Annotated in this window: 17 protein-coding genes and 1 riboswitch; of the genes, 14 read left to right on the top strand and 3 right to left on the bottom strand. The window is 58.1% G+C overall.

From position 1 onward, the window contains the following. Positions 1-46: 46 nt before the first annotated feature. From AOC04_RS08130 to cobM, 5 genes are all read left to right on the top strand, one after another. A complete protein-coding gene (locus AOC04_RS08130; RefSeq protein WP_060692263.1) occupies positions 47-409 on the top strand; it encodes a response regulator in 363 nt (120 codons plus the stop codon). A 68-nt stretch (positions 410-477) separates the two neighbouring features. Further along, positions 478-691: riboswitch (cobalamin riboswitch) on the top strand. A 95-nt stretch (positions 692-786) separates the two neighbouring features. Further along, positions 787-975 (top strand): CbtB domain-containing protein, encoded by a 189-nt coding sequence (locus AOC04_RS08125; RefSeq protein WP_060692261.1) that lies wholly within the window; start codon positions 787-789, stop codon positions 973-975. An 11-nt stretch (positions 976-986) separates the two neighbouring features. Then, positions 987-1,682 (top strand): CbtA family protein, encoded by a 696-nt coding sequence (locus AOC04_RS08120; RefSeq protein ID WP_060692259.1) that lies wholly within the window; start codon positions 987-989, stop codon positions 1,680-1,682. Next, entirely contained in the window at positions 1,679-2,092 is a 414-nt protein-coding gene (locus AOC04_RS08115; protein WP_060692256.1) for a cobalamin biosynthesis protein, read from the top strand. Before AOC04_RS08120 ends, AOC04_RS08115 begins: the two co-directional genes overlap by 4 nt. Before the next feature lie 76 nt (positions 2,093-2,168). Beyond that, complete coding sequence (gene cobM / locus AOC04_RS08110) at positions 2,169-2,915, top strand: precorrin-4 C(11)-methyltransferase (protein WP_060692254.1); 747 nt, start codon at positions 2,169-2,171, stop codon at positions 2,913-2,915. Between the two features lie 137 nt (positions 2,916-3,052). Here cobM and nfuA read toward each other — a convergent pair whose 3' ends face one another. Beyond that, positions 3,053-3,637 carry a Fe-S biogenesis protein NfuA gene (gene nfuA / locus AOC04_RS08105; RefSeq protein ID WP_060692252.1) on the bottom strand — a complete coding sequence of 195 codons (585 nt, stop codon included), beginning with the start codon at positions 3,635-3,637 and terminating at the stop codon, positions 3,053-3,055. 111 nt (positions 3,638-3,748) lie between these two features. Next, positions 3,749-6,046, bottom strand: a complete 2,298-nt coding sequence (locus AOC04_RS08100; protein ID WP_060692249.1) for a fatty acid cis/trans isomerase — start codon at positions 6,044-6,046, stop codon at positions 3,749-3,751. A gap of 153 nt (positions 6,047-6,199) precedes the next feature. On the opposite strand from AOC04_RS08100, the gene metH reads away from it, so the two are divergent. The 4 genes from metH to AOC04_RS08080 all read left to right on the top strand — a co-directional run bounded on the left by metH (position 6,200) and on the right by AOC04_RS08080 (position 12,738). Next, entirely contained in the window at positions 6,200-9,910 is a 3,711-nt protein-coding gene (gene metH, locus AOC04_RS08095; protein WP_060692246.1) for a methionine synthase, read from the top strand. Between the two features lie 120 nt (positions 9,911-10,030). Beyond that, positions 10,031-10,246, top strand: coding sequence for a DUF2970 domain-containing protein (locus AOC04_RS08090; RefSeq protein WP_060692244.1), 216 nt, complete (start codon positions 10,031-10,033; stop codon positions 10,244-10,246). A 355-nt stretch (positions 10,247-10,601) separates the two neighbouring features. After that, entirely contained in the window at positions 10,602-12,260 is a 1,659-nt protein-coding gene (locus AOC04_RS08085; RefSeq protein ID WP_060692242.1) for a nitrite/sulfite reductase, read from the top strand. Next, positions 12,244-12,738, top strand: a complete 495-nt coding sequence (locus AOC04_RS08080; protein ID WP_060692240.1) for a DUF934 domain-containing protein — start codon at positions 12,244-12,246, stop codon at positions 12,736-12,738. The genes AOC04_RS08085 and AOC04_RS08080 overlap by 17 nt, the downstream gene beginning before the upstream one ends. Before the next feature lie 92 nt (positions 12,739-12,830). On the opposite strand, the gene sohB is transcribed toward AOC04_RS08080, so the two are convergent. Further along, a complete protein-coding gene (sohB, locus tag AOC04_RS08075) occupies positions 12,831-13,853 on the bottom strand; it encodes a protease SohB (RefSeq protein WP_060692238.1) in 1,023 nt (340 codons plus the stop codon). Positions 13,854-14,060: 207 nt separating this feature from the next. On the opposite strand from sohB, the gene AOC04_RS08070 reads away from it, so the two are divergent. The 5 genes from AOC04_RS08070 (at position 14,061) to AOC04_RS08050 (ending at position 18,480) form a co-directional block, all read left to right on the top strand. Then, the gene (locus AOC04_RS08070) at positions 14,061-14,771 is read left to right on the top strand and encodes a histidine phosphatase family protein (protein ID WP_060692236.1); all 711 of its coding nucleotides are present in this window, start codon (positions 14,061-14,063) and stop codon (positions 14,769-14,771) included. A gap of 55 nt (positions 14,772-14,826) precedes the next feature. Beyond that, positions 14,827-15,141: an SCP2 sterol-binding domain-containing protein gene (locus tag AOC04_RS08065; RefSeq protein WP_060692234.1), complete on the top strand. Its 315-nt coding sequence runs from the start codon at positions 14,827-14,829 to the stop codon at positions 15,139-15,141. A gap of 197 nt (positions 15,142-15,338) precedes the next feature. Further along, positions 15,339-16,406, top strand: coding sequence for a phosphotransferase family protein (locus tag AOC04_RS08060; protein ID WP_060692232.1), 1,068 nt, complete (start codon positions 15,339-15,341; stop codon positions 16,404-16,406). Between the two features lie 24 nt (positions 16,407-16,430). Then, complete coding sequence (locus tag AOC04_RS08055; protein WP_060692230.1) at positions 16,431-17,198, top strand: SDR family oxidoreductase; 768 nt, start codon at positions 16,431-16,433, stop codon at positions 17,196-17,198. Between the two features lie 175 nt (positions 17,199-17,373). Beyond that, positions 17,374-18,480 (top strand): Gfo/Idh/MocA family protein, encoded by a 1,107-nt coding sequence (locus AOC04_RS08050; protein WP_060692228.1) that lies wholly within the window; start codon positions 17,374-17,376, stop codon positions 18,478-18,480. The last annotated feature ends 15 nt before the right edge of the window (positions 18,481-18,495 follow it).

The following is an 18,495-nucleotide window of genomic DNA, read 5'->3' as shown; positions in this document are numbered from 1 at the left end:
CAGGTTTGCCCCCACCCGCGCTCAATTTTCATTCGGGATAACCATTATGTCTGCAACACCCTCTACCATTCTGGTAGTCGAAGACGACGCCATTGTTCGTATGTTGATCGTTGACGTACTGGAAGAGTTGAAGTTCAACGTGCTCGAAGCCGAGGATGGCGATAGCGCCCTGGCTCTGCTCGAAGACCGGGGCAACACGATAGATTTGCTGATGACCGATGTGGGCCTGCCGGGGATGAATGGCAAGACCCTTGCCAATAAAGCCCGGGAGCTGCGACCACAGTTACCCGTGCTGTTTGCCAGCGGCTATGCCGAGAATATCGATGTGCCTGCCGGCATGCTTGTGATCGGCAAACCATTTTCCATCGACCAACTGCGCGACAAGGTCAAAAGCATCCTGGTCGTCTGAAGTTAAATCTGTAACCGCTACCCATTGCACCAGCAGCTGATTTGACGGCTCCCGCGCAGCTGTGCTCTCCTACACATCTTGTATCAGGTGCCCTTCACAGGGTGAAACGGGAAACCGGTGCGTCAGGCATTAATTGTCCGACCAGTCCGGTGCTGCCCCCGCAACGGTAAGCGAGAGAAACATCACAACCACTGTGCATCTGCATGGGAAGGAGATGTTTGCAGGCCCACGGCACGTGAGCCCCTCGCAAGCCCGGAGACCGGCCTGATCATTTCAAAAACAAACCCGCGGTGGGCGGGCGCTGTTAAACCCTGCGAGCTTCGTTCGCGGGGTTTTCTTGCGCTTGCACGCCCGCTGTCTGACCAGAGGGAAGCGCCATGTCCATCAGCACCAGCCGTACACACTCCGCTGCTACCAGTTCCACCCAAAGCCAACGAATCGTAGTCGCTGTCGGCGCTGCCGTGCTGGGTGCCTTATTGGTTTACTTCGCCGGTTTCTCGCATATTGCAGCGGTGCACAATGCTGCCCATGACACCCGCCACAGTTCAGCCTTTCCGTGCCATTGAGATTGCCTGCCATGATTAAGCGTATTGCTCAAACCGCAGGCTTCACCGGATTGCTTGGCGCTTTGCTGCTCACTCTGCTGCAAAGCTTTTGGGTCGCACCGCTGATCCTGCAGGCGGAGACCTACGAGAAACCCGCTGCCAGTGAAGTGCACGAACCCGCCAGCATGGCTGGCCACACCCACGACGCACAAGCCTGGGAGCCTGAAGACGGGTGGCAGCGCGTACTGTCGACAACGGGTGGCAATCTGGTGGTGGCGGTCGGTTTTGCCCTGATGCTGGCGGGCTTGTATACCTTGCGCACCCCTAGCCGCACCTCCCAGGGTCTGCTGTGGGGGCTGGCCGGTTATGCCGTGTTTTGCCTGGCGCCTACCCTTGGCCTGCCGCCTGAATTGCCGGGTACCGCCGCTGCCGATTTACTGCAGCGTCAAATCTGGTGGGTCACTACTGCTGCATCCACTGCAGTGGCCATCGCGCTGCTGGTGTTCGGCAAGCACTGGGCACTGAAAGTGCTGGGCGTTGCGATTGTGCTGGTGCCGCATATTTTTGGTGCGCCGCAGCCGCTTGTGCATTCCAGCCTGGCACCGCAAGAACTGGAATCGCAGTTCAAGATCGCTTCGCAACTGACCAACTTCGCCTTTTGGCTGGCACTGGGTGTGATCAGCGCCTGGCTGTTCCGCCGCAAGTCTGAAGGCCAGTACTCGGCATGATTGCTGCCGGCACAGCGCCAATTCTGGTCATTGGCCTGGGCTGCCGTCAGGGCTGCAGCGTCGATGAGCTGTTGGCCCTGATTGAACAATCCCTGAGCCAGGCGGGGATCGCACTGCAATCGATTCACGCCCTGGCCAGCATTGATCTCAAGCGCGATGAAACGGGGTTAATCCAGCTGGCGACGCAGTTGAATCTTCAGTTTGAGGTGTTCAGCGCCCGGCAACTGGCCCCGTTTGCGTCGCAACTGAGCCAGCAATCGGCCCGGGCGTTTGCGGCCACCGGCTGTTTTGGCATCGCCGAAAGTGCCGCACTGGCGCTTGCCGAACAGCTAAGTGGCGCGACGGCCAGACTGCTGATCACCCGCAAGAACTCCTCTGCGGCCACCTTTGCATTGGCCTGCACCGGTTAAAAACCGCGATACTCTCCCGCTTCACTATGAGCGTTGTTCACGAACAGCTCTATCCAGACCCTTTCAAGAGACTGCCATGACTGTTTATTTCATCGGCGCCGGGCCCGGCGACCCAGAGCTGATTACCGTCAAGGGCCAGCGTTTGATCCGCAGTTGCCCGGTGATTATTTACGCCGGCTCGCTGGTGCCGGCCGCCGTGCTTGACGGCCATCAGGCGGTGCAGGTGGTCAACAGTGCAGAACTGCACCTTGAGCAAATCATCAGCCTGATCAAGACGGCAGACGCCAAAGGCCAGGATGTGGCCCGCGTGCACTCCGGTGATCCGAGCCTGTATGGCGCCATTGGCGAGCAAATCCGTTGTCTACGGGAGCTTGGCATCGCCTTTGAAATCATTCCGGGTGTCACCGCTACCGCAGCCTGCGCGGCCATTTTAGGTGCGGAACTGACCCTGCCGGACATTTCACAAACGGTGATTCTGACCCGCTATGCGGACAAGACCGTAATGCCTGCGGGCGAAGAGCTGGCCAGCCTGGCGCAACACAAAGCGACCATGGCGATTCATCTGGGGGTCAAGAATCTGCAGAGAATCATCGATGAATTGAGCCCGCATTACGGCAGCGACTGCCCGATTGCGGTCATTCATCGCGCCAGCTGGCCGGATCAGGACTGGGTACAAGGGACCCTGGAAGACATTCTGGCCAAGGTTCAGGCCAAGGGTTTCAAGCGCACGGCACTGATTCTGGTGGGCCGGGTGCTGTCCAATGACAACTTCTCCGATTCATCGCTGTACCGTGCCGGGCATGCTCACCTCTATCGCCCATGATAGGAACGATTGCAGCCTCGTTCCTCGTCAGCCGCTACGGGAACCACAGCGGTCGCGGATCGCGGGCATAAAAAAACGGTGCTCACGGGGCACCGTTTTTTCATCAGCTTCGCAGCGGACGCCCTGTTACCGATAACTCAGTAGTAGGCGTTTTCTTTCTGCGAGTGGTCGGTCACGTCACGTACGCCCTTGAGCTCCGGCACACGCTCGAGCAGTGTGCGCTCGATGCCTTCACGCAGGGTGACGTCAGCCTGGCCACAGCCCTGGCACCCACCGCCGAACTTGAGGACAGCAATACCGTCTTCAACCACTTCAATCAGGCTGACCTGACCGCCGTGACTGGCCAGGCCGGGATTGATCTCGGTCTGCAGGTAGTAGTTGATACGCTCGTTGATCGGGCTGTCGGCGGTAACCGTCGGCACCTTGGCGTTTGGCGCCTTGATGGTCAGTTGACCACCCATGCGGTCAGTGGCGTAGTCCACCACGGCATCGTCAAGGAAAGGCTCGCTGACCGAGTCAATCCAGGCCGTGAAGGTTTTCAGGCCCAGGGCGGTATCTTCGGGTTTCACTTCATTTGGCTTGCAGTAGGCAATGCAGGTTTCAGCGTACTGGGTGCCGGGCTGGGTGATGAAGACGCGGATGCCGATACCCGGGGTGTTCTGCTTGGATAGCAGATCAGCCAGGTAATCGTGGGCGGCGTCGGTAATCGTTATGGCGCTCATGGAATCTCCTCGCAGACATGTGGGGCAGTTTACGCCAATCGGCGCGCCTGACAAAGTCCTAGTATTTTTGTCAGGAAAGCGCCCCCGTCCAGTTCTGAATAATCGGTACGGCTACAGGTTTTCGTAGCGGTTCATATCCAGCACACCTGCTTCGACCGGGTCGGTCTCATTGATGTACTGGCCAATATCATGGAAGTAATGCCAGAACTGCGGATTGCTGCGGCGAATCCCCCAGCGCTCGACAATGGTGTCGAAGGTCTCTTGGTCCTTGCATTGCTCCATCGCCTGAACAAACTCTGGCACCTCGCTTGCCGGAATATTGAACATAAAGTTCGGATAACTGCTGAGCACCCCCGGGTAGATGGTCAAGGTGTCCAGACCCGGCTGCAGCCGGTATTCCTCACCGAGCATGAACGCAACGTTGGTGTGCGCACGATTGCGCAGCATGCTGTACATCTCGCGTTTGCCGTTGGCACCCTCGATCCGCAGCATGCTGGCTTCGGGCAACTGATTGATCACTGCCAGGCCCGCAGCGGGACGCGAGGTCAGGTGGCTGAGGGATTGCTCGACATATTTGAACTCCTGCGCGATATCGGGCCGTGAGCAATACGCCCCCGAGCACCGGTTGATCGGGTCCGGCCGCGCATTCAGGGTGCCTGTGCGCTCAATCAATTTGAGCGCAAAGTCCCGCTTGGGATCGACCGAATCCAGCTTCATGCCCGTCGGCGTGTCGGTATCGATCTTCTGATAGTCCATCCACATCTTCAGTTTGCCGCTGTTCTGATACCAGTCGCTCAAGATGGCCGAGCGGGAATCAGCCGGCATCAAACGCAGGAAGTTGACCTCGGCGCCATTACGGATGAGGTCAAAGTACAAACGCGTCTGCGCCTGATGCGACACATTGCCGAACACATCAAAGTTGACTGCCAGCTGATAATAGGTGCGCTCCAGCAAGGGGTAGTCGAACAGCCACATGGTTTGCGGCACGTCACCGATCAGGCCCTTGCTGACGCTCGCGCTGTCAAAGTGCCGAAAGATGGTCAGCAAGGCGTTGTCGTTACCCGCCCACAAGGTCGACCAGCTGGGCGGCGGCATCTCGGCGTAAGCTTGCTGGCGCAACTTCTCATAGTCGTTGCGCTTGTCGCGATAGTTGTGCCACAGCGAAATCACACTGCCCACATCGTCGATTTGCCCTGGCATGGCCAGTAACGGCGTAGCCTTGCCGCGATAAACTGCATCCGTGACATAGCGATCGCGGGCAGGCTCCTGGAACACGGTCCAGAAGTTATCGCGAATCACATCTGTCGCAATTTGCCCCCGGCATACCGGGCCGCGGATAAAGGTACGTACGAAATATTCCGCGTTATCGAGCATGAACTGATAACGCGCAACCGCCGGAATCGCCTCGAAGGTTTCAAACGGGTTGGCCCGCCCGCGCGGCCCGTAGCCCGGCAATGACGTGGCGTGCCAATCACCGCTGTAGAACAATTGTTTGACCCGCTCCAGCTTGCGCGAGCCCATCGGATAAGTGATGTGGGTCTTGTGGACGATCACCCCCTGGACCGGCATCAACCGATAGTAAAAACCGGTGCCCGGATCATCATTCGGACGGCGTGTCGCAATCAGGTCAACCGGCTGGCCACTGGGCGTACGCGAACGCACCCATTGAAAGTAATGACCCGGCACACCGTTGTCGAAATAGGCATGGGCCAAAAACAAATGCTCATACAACCAGCGCGCGACAAGGGCTTCAGTGGAGCCCGGGCGATTGAGCAACTCTTCCCACTGCGCGACCTGTGCCGCCTCACCGGCGCTTGGCTTGATTGCGTTCTGATCCACCGGCGCGCCCTGGGCGAGCCAGGTTTGCACGGTCATATATTGCTGATCGGTAAGCCCGGTCACGGCTAATGGCATCCCTTCCTTGGGATGATTTTGCGCATAAGCATTGAATTCACCCGGCGCCGGGCAGGAGTTCTCGCGATTGAGGCCCAGCACAATCTCTTCAGGCAATTTGGCATTGGGTGTCAGCGGTGCGCTGTGGCCCAGCTCCAGCATCCGTGCCATCAGCGCCGCTTGCGCGCCCTGGGCATCAAGAACCGAGTAAAAGCCTTTGTTACGCCATTCTGAGGGGCCACTGGCGTCATAGAAAATTCGCGTTGGCGTTACTGCGGTGCTTCGATCGCCCTTATACACAGGGACTTTGCTGGCACCACGGGTGGCACCTTCTGCGCTGCCAAGGTTGAGCTGGCAGGCGGCGTCGTTGCAGGCGTGACAGGCAACGCATTTCTCAGTGAGGATCGGCTGTATGTCCCGGGTGTAGGAAATAGCCGGACTGACCAGCGGGGTTTGTCCCAACACTGTACTGCACACCACCAGCGTCACGACGCCGGTGAGTAGGCGAAAAAACATGTGCCATTGTCCTGATATCAAAATATAGAGCAATTCTACCCATGGAGCCGTCGCTTCAACATGAATCAAATTCATGTAAATTAGCGAACGCTCAAATCCCACGCAGGTTTGTTATGATTTCGCATCTTTTGCATGGCTCTAACAGGTAGTCCTATGTCTGACCGCAGCGCTCGTCTCCAAGCACTTCAGCAAGCCCTCAAAGAGCGCATTCTGATTCTCGATGGCGGCATGGGCACTATGATCCAAAGCTACCGCCTAGAGGAACACGACTATCGTGGAACACGCTTCGCCGACTGGCCGAGTGACGTCAAAGGCAATAACGACCTTTTGATCCTCAGCCGCCCGGATGTAATCGGGGCCATTGAGAAGGCGTATTTGGATGCCGGGGCCGATATCCTCGAAACCAACACCTTCAACGCCACTCAGGTGTCCCAGGCCGACTACGGCATGCAGGCGCTTGCCTACGAACTCAACGTAGAAGGCGCACGCCTGGCCCGCAAGGTGGCCGACGCCAAAACTCTCGAAACCCCGGACAAGCCGCGTTTTGTCGCTGGCGTGCTCGGGCCGACCAGCCGAACCTGCTCGCTGTCGCCGGATGTGAACAATCCCGGCTATCGCAACGTGACCTTCGATGAGCTGGTAGAAAACTACACCGAAGCCACCAAAGGCCTGATCGAAGGCGGCGCCGACCTGATTCTGATCGAGACCATTTTCGACACCCTCAACGCCAAAGCCGCGATCTTTGCCGTACAGGGCGTGTTTGAGACGTTGGGTGTCGAATTGCCGATCATGATCTCCGGGACCATCACCGATGCTTCCGGGCGTACGCTGTCGGGTCAGACCACCGAAGCATTCTGGAACTCCATCAGCCATGCCAAGCCGATTTCGGTCGGTTTGAACTGCGCCCTGGGTGCCCGTGAATTGCGCCCGTATCTCGAAGAGCTGTCGAACAAGGCCGATACCTATGTTTCGGCCCACCCCAACGCGGGGCTGCCCAACGAGTTCGGTGAATACGACGAACTGCCGGCTGAAACTGCCAAGGTCATTGAAGAGTTCGCCCAAAGCGGCTTCCTCAACATTGTGGGCGGCTGCTGCGGCACCACCCCGGGCCATATCGAAGCCATCGCCAAGGCGGTGGCCGGCTATGCCCCGCGCCAGATCCCGGATATCCCGAAAGCCTGCCGCCTGTCCGGTCTTGAGCCGTTCACCATCGATCGCAGCTCACTGTTCGTAAACGTCGGCGAGCGTACCAACATCACCGGTTCGGCCCGCTTCGCCCGGCTGATCCGTGAAGACAATTACACCGAAGCCCTGGAAGTGGCGCTGCAACAGGTTGAAGCCGGTGCGCAGATCATCGACATCAACATGGACGAGGGCATGCTGGACTCGAAGAAGGCGATGGTCACCTTCCTCAACCTGATTGCCGGCGAACCGGATATTTCCCGCGTGCCGATCATGATCGACTCCTCCAAGTGGGAAGTCATCGAAGCGGGCCTCAAGTGCATTCAGGGCAAGGGCATCGTTAACTCGATCAGCATGAAGGAAGGCGTTGAGCAGTTCATTCATCACGCCAAACTGTGCAAGCGCTATGGCGCTGCCGTGGTGGTGATGGCGTTTGACGAAGCCGGCCAGGCCGATACTGAAGCGCGCAAAAAAGAAATCTGCAAACGCTCCTACGACATCCTGGTCAATGAAGTCGGCTTTCCGCCGCAAGACATCATTTTCGACCCGAACATCTTTGCCGTGGCCACCGGTATTGAAGAACACAACAACTACGCCGTGGACTTCATCAACGCCTGCGCCTACATCCGCGACGAGCTGCCGTATGCTCTGACTTCGGGTGGCGTGTCCAACGTGTCCTTCTCGTTCCGTGGCAACAACCCGGTACGTGAAGCCATCCACTCGGTGTTTTTGCTGCACGCGATCCGCAATGGCCTGACCATGGGCATCGTCAACGCCGGCCAGTTGGAGATTTACGACCAGATCCCGGCTGAATTGCGCGACGCCGTGGAAGACGTGGTGCTCAACCGCACCCCGGACGGCACCGATAACCTGCTGGCAATCGCCGACAAGTACAAAGGTGACGGCAGCGTCAAAGAGGCCGAGACCGAAGAGTGGCGTGGCTGGGAAGTCAACAAGCGCCTTGAGCACGCGCTGGTCAAGGGCATCACCACCCATATCGTCGAAGACACCGAAGAGTCGCGCCAGTCGTTCAAGCGTCCGATCGAAGTCATCGAAGGGCCACTGATGTCTGGCATGAACATCGTGGGCGATCTGTTTGGTGCGGGCAAAATGTTCCTGCCTCAGGTGGTGAAATCCGCCCGCGTGATGAAACAGGCAGTGGCGCACCTGATCCCGTTTATCGAACTGGAAAAGGGCGACAAGCCAGAAGCCAAGGGCAAGATCCTGATGGCTACCGTTAAAGGCGATGTGCACGACATCGGCAAGAACATTGTCGGCGTGGTACTGGGCTGTAACGGCTACGACATTGTTGACCTGGGCGTGATGGTGCCGGCAGAAAAAATCCTGCAGGTGGCCAAGGAACAGAAGTGCGACATTATCGGCCTGTCCGGCCTGATTACCCCGTCACTGGATGAAATGGTCCACGTGGCCCGCGAGATGCAGCGTCAGGATTTCCATCTGCCGCTGATGATCGGTGGCGCAACCACGTCCAAGGCTCACACGGCGGTCAAGATCGAGCCCAAGTATCAGAATGATGCCGTGATCTATGTCACCGATGCCTCGCGCGCCGTAGGTGTAGCCACCCAGTTGCTGTCCAAGGAACTGAAGCCCGGTTTCGTCGAGAAAACCCGCCTTGAATACATTGAAGTGCGCGAACGCACCGCTAACCGCAGTGCCCGTACGGAGCGTTTGAGCTACCCAGCAGCAATTGCCAAAAAGCCACAGTTCGACTGGAGCACCTACGAGCCGGTCAAACCGACGTTTACCGGGGCCAAGGTGCTGGACAATATCGACCTCAAAGTGCTGGCCGAGTACATCGACTGGACGCCGTTCTTCATCTCCTGGGACCTGGCGGGCAAGTTCCCGCGCATCCTGACCGACGAAGTGGTCGGCGAAGCTGCCACCGCACTGTATGCCGATGCTCAGGAAATGCTCGCCAAGCTGATCGACGAGAAGCTGATCAGCGCCCGTGCGGTATTTGGCTTCTGGCCGGCCAACCAGGTCAACGATGATGATCTGGAGCTGTACGGCGACGATGGCCAGCCATTGGCAAAACTGCACCACCTGCGCCAGCAAATCATCAAGACCGACGGCAAGCCGAACTTCTCGCTGGCCGATTTTGTCGCGCCCAAAGACAGCGGCGTCACCGACTACGTAGGGGGGTTTATTACCACCGCCGGTATTGGTGCCGAAGAAGTGGCCAAGGCGTATCAGGAAGCGGGCGACGATTACAACTCGATCATGGTCAAGGCGCTGGCAGACCGTCTGGCCGAAGCCTGCGCCGAATGGTTGCATCAACAAGTGCGGACCAAGTACTGGGGGTATGCCAAGGATGAGCAACTGGCCAACGACGAACTGATCAAAGAGCAATACAGCGGCATCCGCCCTGCCCCGGGCTACCCGGCCTGCCCGGACCACACGGAAAAAGGCACCCTGTTCGCCCTGCTGGACCCTGAAGCACAAGAGATGCGCGCAGGCCAGAGCGGTGTTTTCCTGACCGAACACTACGCCATGTTCCCGGCTGCTGCGGTCAGCGGGTGGTACTTTGCTCACCCGCAAGCGCAATACTTTGCCGTGGGCAAGGTCGACAAGGATCAGATTGAAAGTTACACGGCCCGTAAAGGTCAGGACCTGAGCGTGACGGAGCGCTGGCTGGCGCCGAATCTGGGTTACGACAACTAAAACCCCTGCCTCTGCAGGAGCGAGCTTGCTCGCGAGCCGTTAAAGCTCGCTCCTGCAGTCAAGTGGTATGCATCCCTTGAACTATGCTGTGCTCACAGCAACTCAATAGTGGAGGGATGTATGGACGATCCAGCCAACAAGCCACCTACCTTCTGGCAAGTGCTGCACAGCGTGATGGCTGCAGCTTTTGGCGTGCAAAGCGCGAAAAACCGCTCCCGTGATTTCACCCACGGCAAGCCCGGTCAGTTTCTGACACTGGGCTTGTTGTTTACCCTGTGCTTCGCGCTCGCCCTGTTCGGGATCGTCAAGCTGGTGCTGTATCTGGCAGGGGTTTGACTACTGGTGACTCACCCAGAAAATGGCCGTTGAGACCACCAGAATAATCAGAAAAAGAATGGCCCATGCATCGACCTTGCTGTCGCTTTTACGCACTTTGACTGGAGTACTCATCGCATCGCCTTTTTTCGGTTTTATGGGTGAATGCTTGAAGACTTGCGCTCAGTTAAGTTCAGTAATGTCCTTCTCACAAGTAAGGCATTGAGAATCAGACTCTTATAGTCGTTTTGGTTCTTTGCATATGCTTAAACATCACTTTTGCGCATAACTACAAACTGGTATCGTGCCTCGCTCCGTGGGGAGTGCGCGGCCGTGCGCGCAGATAAGCTGTTAGCAGCCTGAGAACAGGACCTATATGTACGTATATGACGAGTACGATCAGCGGATCATCGAGGACCGCGTCAAGCAGTTCCGGGATCAGACCCGACGCTATCTGGCAGGTGAGCTGAGCGAAGAAGAGTTCCGCCCCCTGCGCCTGCAAAATGGCCTTTATGTTCAACGTTTTGCCCCGATGCTGCGGGTTGCCGTGCCTTATGGCCAGTTGACCTCGCGTCAAGCGCGAATGATGGCCAAAATTGCCCGCGACTATGACAAGGGCTACGCCCACATCAGTACCCGCCAGAACGTGCAATTCAACTGGCCGGCGCTGGAAGACGTGCCGGACATCCTGGAAGAACTGGCGACTGTGCAAATGCACGCCATTCAAACCAGCGGCAACTGCCTGCGTAACGTCACCACCGACCAGTTTGCCGGTGTGGCTGCCGATGAACTGATCGATTCGCGCCCATGGTGCGAGATTGTTCGTCAGTGGACCACGTTCCACCCTGAATTCGCCTATTTGCCGCGTAAATTCAAAATCGCCATCAATGGCTCTGCCTCTGACCGTGCCGCCATTGAAGTGCACGATATCGGCCTTGAGCCGGTATTCAACGACGCCGGCGAACTGGGCTTCCGCGTACTCGTGGGCGGCGGTCTTGGCCGTACTCCGGTGATCGGCGCATTCATCAACGAATTCCTGCCGTGGCAAGACTTGCTGAGCTACCTCGAAGCCATCCTGCGGGTTTACAACCGCTACGGCCGTCGTGACAACAAGTACAAGGCCCGGATCAAGATCCTGGTAAAAGCCCTGACCCCGCAAGTGTTCGCCGAGCGCGTTGAAGCCGAGATGGTTCACCTGCGCGGTGGTTCGAACACCCTGACCGAGGCTGAAGTCCAGCGCATCGCCAAGCACTTCGTCGACCCTGACTACACAGTACTGCCCGACTTCAGCGCTGAACTGGCTGAACTCGACCAGCAGCACCCGGGTTTCGCCCGCTGGCGCAGCCGCAACACCCTGGCCCACAAAAAGCCGGGCTATGTCGCCGTTACCCTGTCGCTCAAACCTACGGGTGTAGCGCCGGGTGACGTGACAGACAAACAGTGGGACGGCATCGCAGACATGGCCGATCGCTACAGCTTCGGTCAACTGCGCACCTCCCACGAACAGAACATCATCCTGGCCGACGTCGAACAAAACCAGTTGTTCACCATGTGGGGCGAGTTGCGCGAGCAAGGCTTCGCCACGCCGAACATCGGCCTGCTGACCGACATGATTTGCTGCCCTGGCGGTGATTTCTGCTCGCTGGCCAATGCCAAGTCGATCCCGATTGCCGAATCGATCCAGCGTCGCTTTGACAACCTGGATTACCTGTTCGACATCGGCGAACTGGACCTCAACATCTCCGGCTGCATGAACGCCTGTGGTCACCACCACGTCGGTCACATCGGGATTCTGGGCGTAGACAAAAAAGGCGCCGAGTTCTACCAGGTCTCTCTGGGTGGTAGCGCCAGCCGTGATGCCAGCCTGGGCAAAATTCTCGGCCCCTCGTTCGCCCAGGACGCCATGCCGGACGTGATCGAAAAGCTGATCGATGTGTACGTTGAAAGACGTACCGAAGATGAGCGCTTCATCGACACCTACCAACGTATCGGCATCGACCCTTTCAAGGAGCGCGTCTATGCAGCGAATAATTAAAAACAACGAAGTGATCGACGAAACCTGGCACTTGCTGCCAAAGGACGTCAGCTTTGATGACATCTCCAACTGCGACGACCTGATCGTGCCGCTGGCGCTGTGGCGCGAACATGGCCCGGCACTCAAGGCCCGTGATGGCGGCCTCGGTGTATGGCTGGACAGCGATGAAGAAGCCGAAGAACTGGGCGAGGACGTGGCTAACTTTCAGGTCATTGCCCTGAACTTCCCCGCCTTCACCGATGGCCGCAGCTACTCCAACGCCCGCTTGCTGCGTGACCGTTATGGTTACAAAGGCGAATTGCGGGCGATTGGCGATGTCCTGCGCGACCAGCTGTTCTACCTGCACCGCTGCGGCTTCGATGCGTTTGCCATTCGTGCCGACAAAGACCCGTATGAAGCACTGCAAGGCCTGAAAGATTTTTCGGTGACCTACCAGTCTTCCACCGATGAACCGATGCCGCTGTTCCGTCGTCGTTGATCGCCTGACGCGCCCGTGTCACATGGCATGCCTGTGACACGGGCAACTCCTGAGTCCTTACGTGGCTCAAAGAGTCCCGAAAGACAGCAGACTTACCAGAACCGCTGCTGAGTCAAACGGCTCCACAAAGAGTCAACCACCCGCTCTGCCGAACTGCTGGCTGCCAGGCCAACGCGCTCCTGCAAGCTTTTACGCTGTGCATAGTGCAAGTGGTAAAGATGAGCGTCCCGGGCACGCTCCGACAAATACTCGTCACTGGTTTTCAGCTCATCCACCAGTAGCTTGTCGACCGCTGCAACCCCCAGCCAGACCTCGCCGGTGGCCACTTCATCGATCGCCAGTTGCGGACGGTACTTGGCGACAAAGTTCTTGAACAACTGATGGGTGATGTCCAGATCCTGCTGGAACTTCTCCCGGCCTTTTTCCGTGTTTTCGCCGAACACCGTCAGGGTGCGCTTGTACTCACCGGCGGTCAGCACTTCGTAATCGATGTCGTGCTTTTTCAGCAGGCGATTGACGTTGGGCAACTGCGCCACAACCCCGATCGAACCCAGAATCGCAAAGGGTGCGCTGATAATCTTCTGACCGATACACGCCATCATGTAGCCGCCGCTTGCCGCGACCTTATCGATACAGATGGTCAGCGGAATCCCCGCCTGACGGATACGCGCCAGTTGCGACGACGCCAGGCCATAGCTGTGCACCATGCCGCCGCCACTTTCCAGACGCAGCACCACCTCATCGGCCGGGGTGGCCAAGGTCAGCAAGGCCGTGATTTCGTGACGCAGGCTTTCAGTGGCCGAAGCCTTGATATCACCGTCGAAATCCAGCACAAATACACGCGGTTTTTCTTCCGGTTGTTTTTTCAACTTCTTGTCGGTTTTAGCCTGCTGTTTACGCAGTGACTTGAGTTGATCCTTGGGCAGCAACGACTGCTCCAGCTTGTCGCGCAGGCCTTTATAAAACTCGTTCATCTTGCTGACCTGCAACTGCCCTGCAGAGCGACGGCGACCTTTGCCACGCAATGCCGCAATCGTCACCAGCACCACCACAATGGCAATCACCAGCGTCACGGTCTTGGCCAGAAAACTGGCGTAATCGGCAAAAAATTCCACAGCCTCTCCTTAATTAGCGTACGACCCTCGGGTTAGGGCCGCGTAATGACGCCCAGCATACCGGCGTGACCTTCGCCCTGCCAGCCGCGATACAGGGCCAAGGGAAGCCCATACAGGCGATTCAAACGAGCGTATGTTTTTTCATTGACAGGTTCTTGCCTTCCTCCTAACCTCGCCACACTTTCAACTGAGCGGGATGACGCGAAAGTGGGCAGCATCTATTTGATAAGACATGGCCAGGCCTCCTTCGGTGCTGATGACTACGACAGGCTGTCGCCCCTGGGCGTGCGCCAGGCACAAGTCGTAGGCCAGCATCTGGTTGACCTGGACCTGCGCTTTGATCGCTGCATCTCGGGCGATCTGCTGCGCCAGCAAGACACCGCGCGTCATGCACTGGCACAGTTCACGGCTGCCGGACTGCCCGTTCCCGCCCATGAGATTGACCCGGCATTCAACGAATTTGACGCTTTCGCGGTGCTTGGCGCCCTGCTTCCTGGCCTGTTGCCAGATGAACCTGACGCCATAACGGCCATGAACAATGCCGCCCACAACCCGGCAGAGTTCCAGCGCATTTTTGAACTGATCATCGCGCGCTGGCTCAGCGGCACCTATGACACCCCCGAACTTGAAACCTGGCTGGGCTTTGTAGAACGGGTTCAGGCAGGCCTGAACCGGATTCTCGACCTGGCCCGCAACCAGCAGACCATCGCCGTGTTCACCTCAGGTGGCACCATCACTGCTTTGCTGCACATACTGACGCAAATTCCGGCCAGCGATGCCTTCAAGCTGACCTGGCAAATTGCTAACACCTCGCTCAGCCAGCTCAAGTTCCATGGCCGCGAGGTCGTACTGGCTTCCTTCAACAGTCATGTGCACCTGCAACTGTTGAAGACGCCGTCACTCATCACCTATCGTTGAGCGTCGGCAACCGCGACCTGCGGGTCGCAGTAACCCAACCTAAAAGGATCGAACCATGACTTCTGTAGCTGATGCCGTTCAAGCAATGAAAGCCAAATTCAACCCAGCCGCTGCTGCCGGTCTGGACCTGGTATTCGGTTTTCGCATTGATGACACCAAAAACTTCTCGCTGATCGTTAAAGACAGCACTTGCGAACTCAAGGAAGGCGAGAACCCGGACGCCCAAGTCACACTGGTCATGGACGGTGAAACCCTGGACGGCATCGTCAGCGGCGAAACCGATGGCATGCAAGCCTTCATGGGCGGCAAACTGCGCGCTGAAGGCGACATGATGCTGGCCATGAAGCTGAGCGAACTGTTCCCTTCGTAAGCCACACGCAACAGCAAAAAACCGAAGACCACGCGCTTCGGTTTTTTTTCGCCCCGCTTTACTCAACGCTTATCAATCCCGCTGATCGCCCATCAACACCCGCACCTATTAAGGCCGTACCCGGCTTGTCCCGGGCCCGGCCGACCATTAGATTAGCGAATGTTACCCAGCCACAAATATAAGCAGAAGAGATAAACATGGCGCTAACTGACTCCTCCACCGGCATCCGCCCGGGTGAAGAACTCGACATCAGCCGCATCGACCCCTACCTCAAGGCCCATGTCCCGGGGCTTGTGGGGCTACCCGTGGTCAGCCAGTTTCCGGGGGGCGCGTCCAACCTCACTTACTTGATTCAATACCCCGATCAGGAGCTGGTACTGCGTCGCCCGCCCTTTGGCCAAAAAGCCAGATCGGCCCACGACATGGGCCGCGAATACCGCATTCTCAACCAGCTCAAGGATGCCTTCGCTTACTGCCCCAAAGCCTTTGCCTACTGCACGGACCAAACCCTGATCGGCTCCGAGTTCTACGTCATGGAGCGGGTCCGGGGCATCATCCTGCGCTGCGACCTGCCCGATGAACTGGCGCTGACTGCCGACGCCACCCAGACCCTGTGCAAGAGCTTCATCGACACCCTGGTGCAATTGCACCAGGTCGACTACAACGCATGCGGGCTGGGCAACCTGGGCAAACCTGAAGGCTATGTACAGCGCCAGATCAGCGGCTGGAGCGAGCGTTATGAAAAAGCCCTGACCCCGGATGCCCCGCGCTGGGAAGCCGTCAAGCAGTGGCTGCAGGCCAAAATGCCGGCAGATCACCCAACCCCGGCCATCGTTCATAACGACTACCGCTTCGACAACGTGATCCTCGACCCCGCCAACCCGATGCAAATCATCGGCGTGCTGGACTGGGAGCTGACGACCCTGGGCGACCCGCTGATGGATCTGGGCAACACCCTCGCCTACTGGATTGAAGCCGGCGACCCGGCACCGGTTCAACTGATGCGGCGCCAGCCCAGCAACGCCCCGGGCATGTTGACCCGCCGCGAATTCGTCGATTACTACGCCGAGCGCACCGGTATTCAGATAGACAACTACGATTTTTACTACGCCTACGGACTGTTCCGTCTGGCAGGTATCGTTCAGCAAATCTATTACCGCTATTACCAAGGCCAGACCCGGGACAAGCGCTTCGCGTCCTTTGTGCAGATGAATGCGCTGCTTGAGCAAATGAGCCTCAACCTCATCCACTCATCCAGCCTCTAACCCCGCGACAACCAGGGAATCAACATGTCCAGGACTCAACTGTTCGACCTTGATGGCAAAATTGCATTTGTTTCCGGAGCCAGTCGCGGCATCGGTGAGGCCATCGCCAAACTGCTGGCCCAACAGGGCGCCCATGTGATTGTTTCCAGCCGCAGGCTCGAAAGCTGCCAGCCGGTGGCTGATGCGATCATCGCCGAGGGCGGCAAAGCCACGGCCATCGCCTGCCATATCGGCGAAATGGAACAGATCACCCGCACCTTTACCCGGATCCGCGAAGAATTTGGCCGCATCGATATTCTGGTCAACAACGCGGCGACCAATCCGCAATTCTCCAACGTCCTGGACACAGACCTGAGTGCGTTCCAGAAAACCGTGGACGTCAACATTCGCGGTTATTTCTTTATGTCGGTTGAGGCCGGCAAGCTGATGCGCGACCACGGCGGCGGCAGCATCATCAACGTAGCCTCCATCAATGGCGTATCGCCGGGCGTGTTCCAGGGGGTCTACTCAATGACCAAAGCCGCAGTCATCAACATGACCAAGGTGTTTGCCAAGGAGTGCGCGCAGTACGGGATTCGCTGTAACGCCCTGCTCCCGGGCCTGACCGACACCAAATTTGCCTCGGCCCTGGTCAGCAATGACGCCATCCTCAAGACCGCACTGCAACAAATCCCGCTCAAACGCGTGGCACAACCCGGCGAAATGGCCGGTGCAGTGCTGTATCTGGCCAGCGACGCCTCGAGTTACACCACCGGCGTGTCGCTGAACGTAGACGGCGGCTACCTCTCATAACCCAACCCCCCCCTGTAGGAGCGAGCTTGCTCGCGAGCTCTTAACCCCCAAAAGCTCGCGAGCAAGCTCGCTCCTACAGACCCAAGGCAATAATCCAGTTCCACCAGTTTATATTTCGGAATATTTATTCCATTAATAGCCCTCCCTGAACATAACAATTCAAAGGATCCAGGCTATGCGTGCACTTGGTATTGGTTTGATTGGCACCGGTTTTATGGGCCGGGCCCATGCGCTGGCGTTTCGTAATGTCAGCGCGGCGTTTGAACTGCCGGTGCAATTGCACCTTGCAGCCCTGGCCGATGCAGACGCCGAACGCGCACAACATTGCGCAAACGCCTGGGGCTTTGCCCGCGCCCATGGCGACTGGCAACAGCTGATCACCGACCCGGCCGTGGACATTGTCGCCATCACCACCCCCAACCACCTGCACTTCCCCATGGCCATGGCCGCCATCGCGGCAGGCAAAGCGGTGTATTGCGAAAAACCCCTTGCGGTCAGCCTGCAACAGGCCGAGCACATGCACCTCGCCGCCAGAGTCGCAGGCGTGGTCACACGAGTGGGTTACAACTATCAACACAACCCGATGCTGGTGCTGGCAAAACAGATGATTGAGCGCGGCGACCTGGGCCGCATCATCAGTTTTCAGGGCGAGTTCAGCGAAGACTTCATGGCCGATCCGGCGCAGCCTTGGTCATGGCGCTGCGAGCCGGGTCATGCCGGCGGCGCCCTGGCCGACTTGGGCAGCCATCTGCTGGCCATGGCGCGCTACCTGGTGGGGGATGTTCAAGCTGTGTGCGCCGACAGCCAGACCGTGCACCCGCAACGCCCGGCCAGCCGCGACAGCCGCGAACTGCGCGACATCCTGATCGACGACCAGACCCACGCCCTGCTGCGCTTTTGCAATGGCGCGCGGGGCACGTTCAGCAGCAGCTGGCTAAAGCACGGTTACAAGAACCACCTAAGTTTCGAGATCAGCGGCACCCGCGGCACCCTTAAATTCGATCAGGAGCGCCTGAATGAACTGCACCTGTGCAAAGCCGGCCAGGCAGGCTTTGAACGGCTTCTGGCGGGGCCGCAATTACCCGGCTATGCCGCGTTCAGCCCTGCGCCAGGCCACCAGTTGGGATACAACGAACTGAAAACCCTGGAAGTGCATGCACTGATCCAGGCCTGCGCCGGCAACCCCGCACCGGGCCCCGACTTTGAAGAAGCCTGGCAGGTAGAACGGCTGGCATCGGCCATTCGCGAAGCGGCACTGCAACACCGCTGGGTAACCCTCTAACCCCCCAAAACCTGT

This window comes from Pseudomonas versuta (assembly GCF_001294575.1).
Lineage (GTDB): Bacteria > Pseudomonadota > Gammaproteobacteria > Pseudomonadales > Pseudomonadaceae > Aquipseudomonas > Aquipseudomonas versuta.
This window is presented reverse-complemented; position numbering and strand designations above follow the sequence as displayed.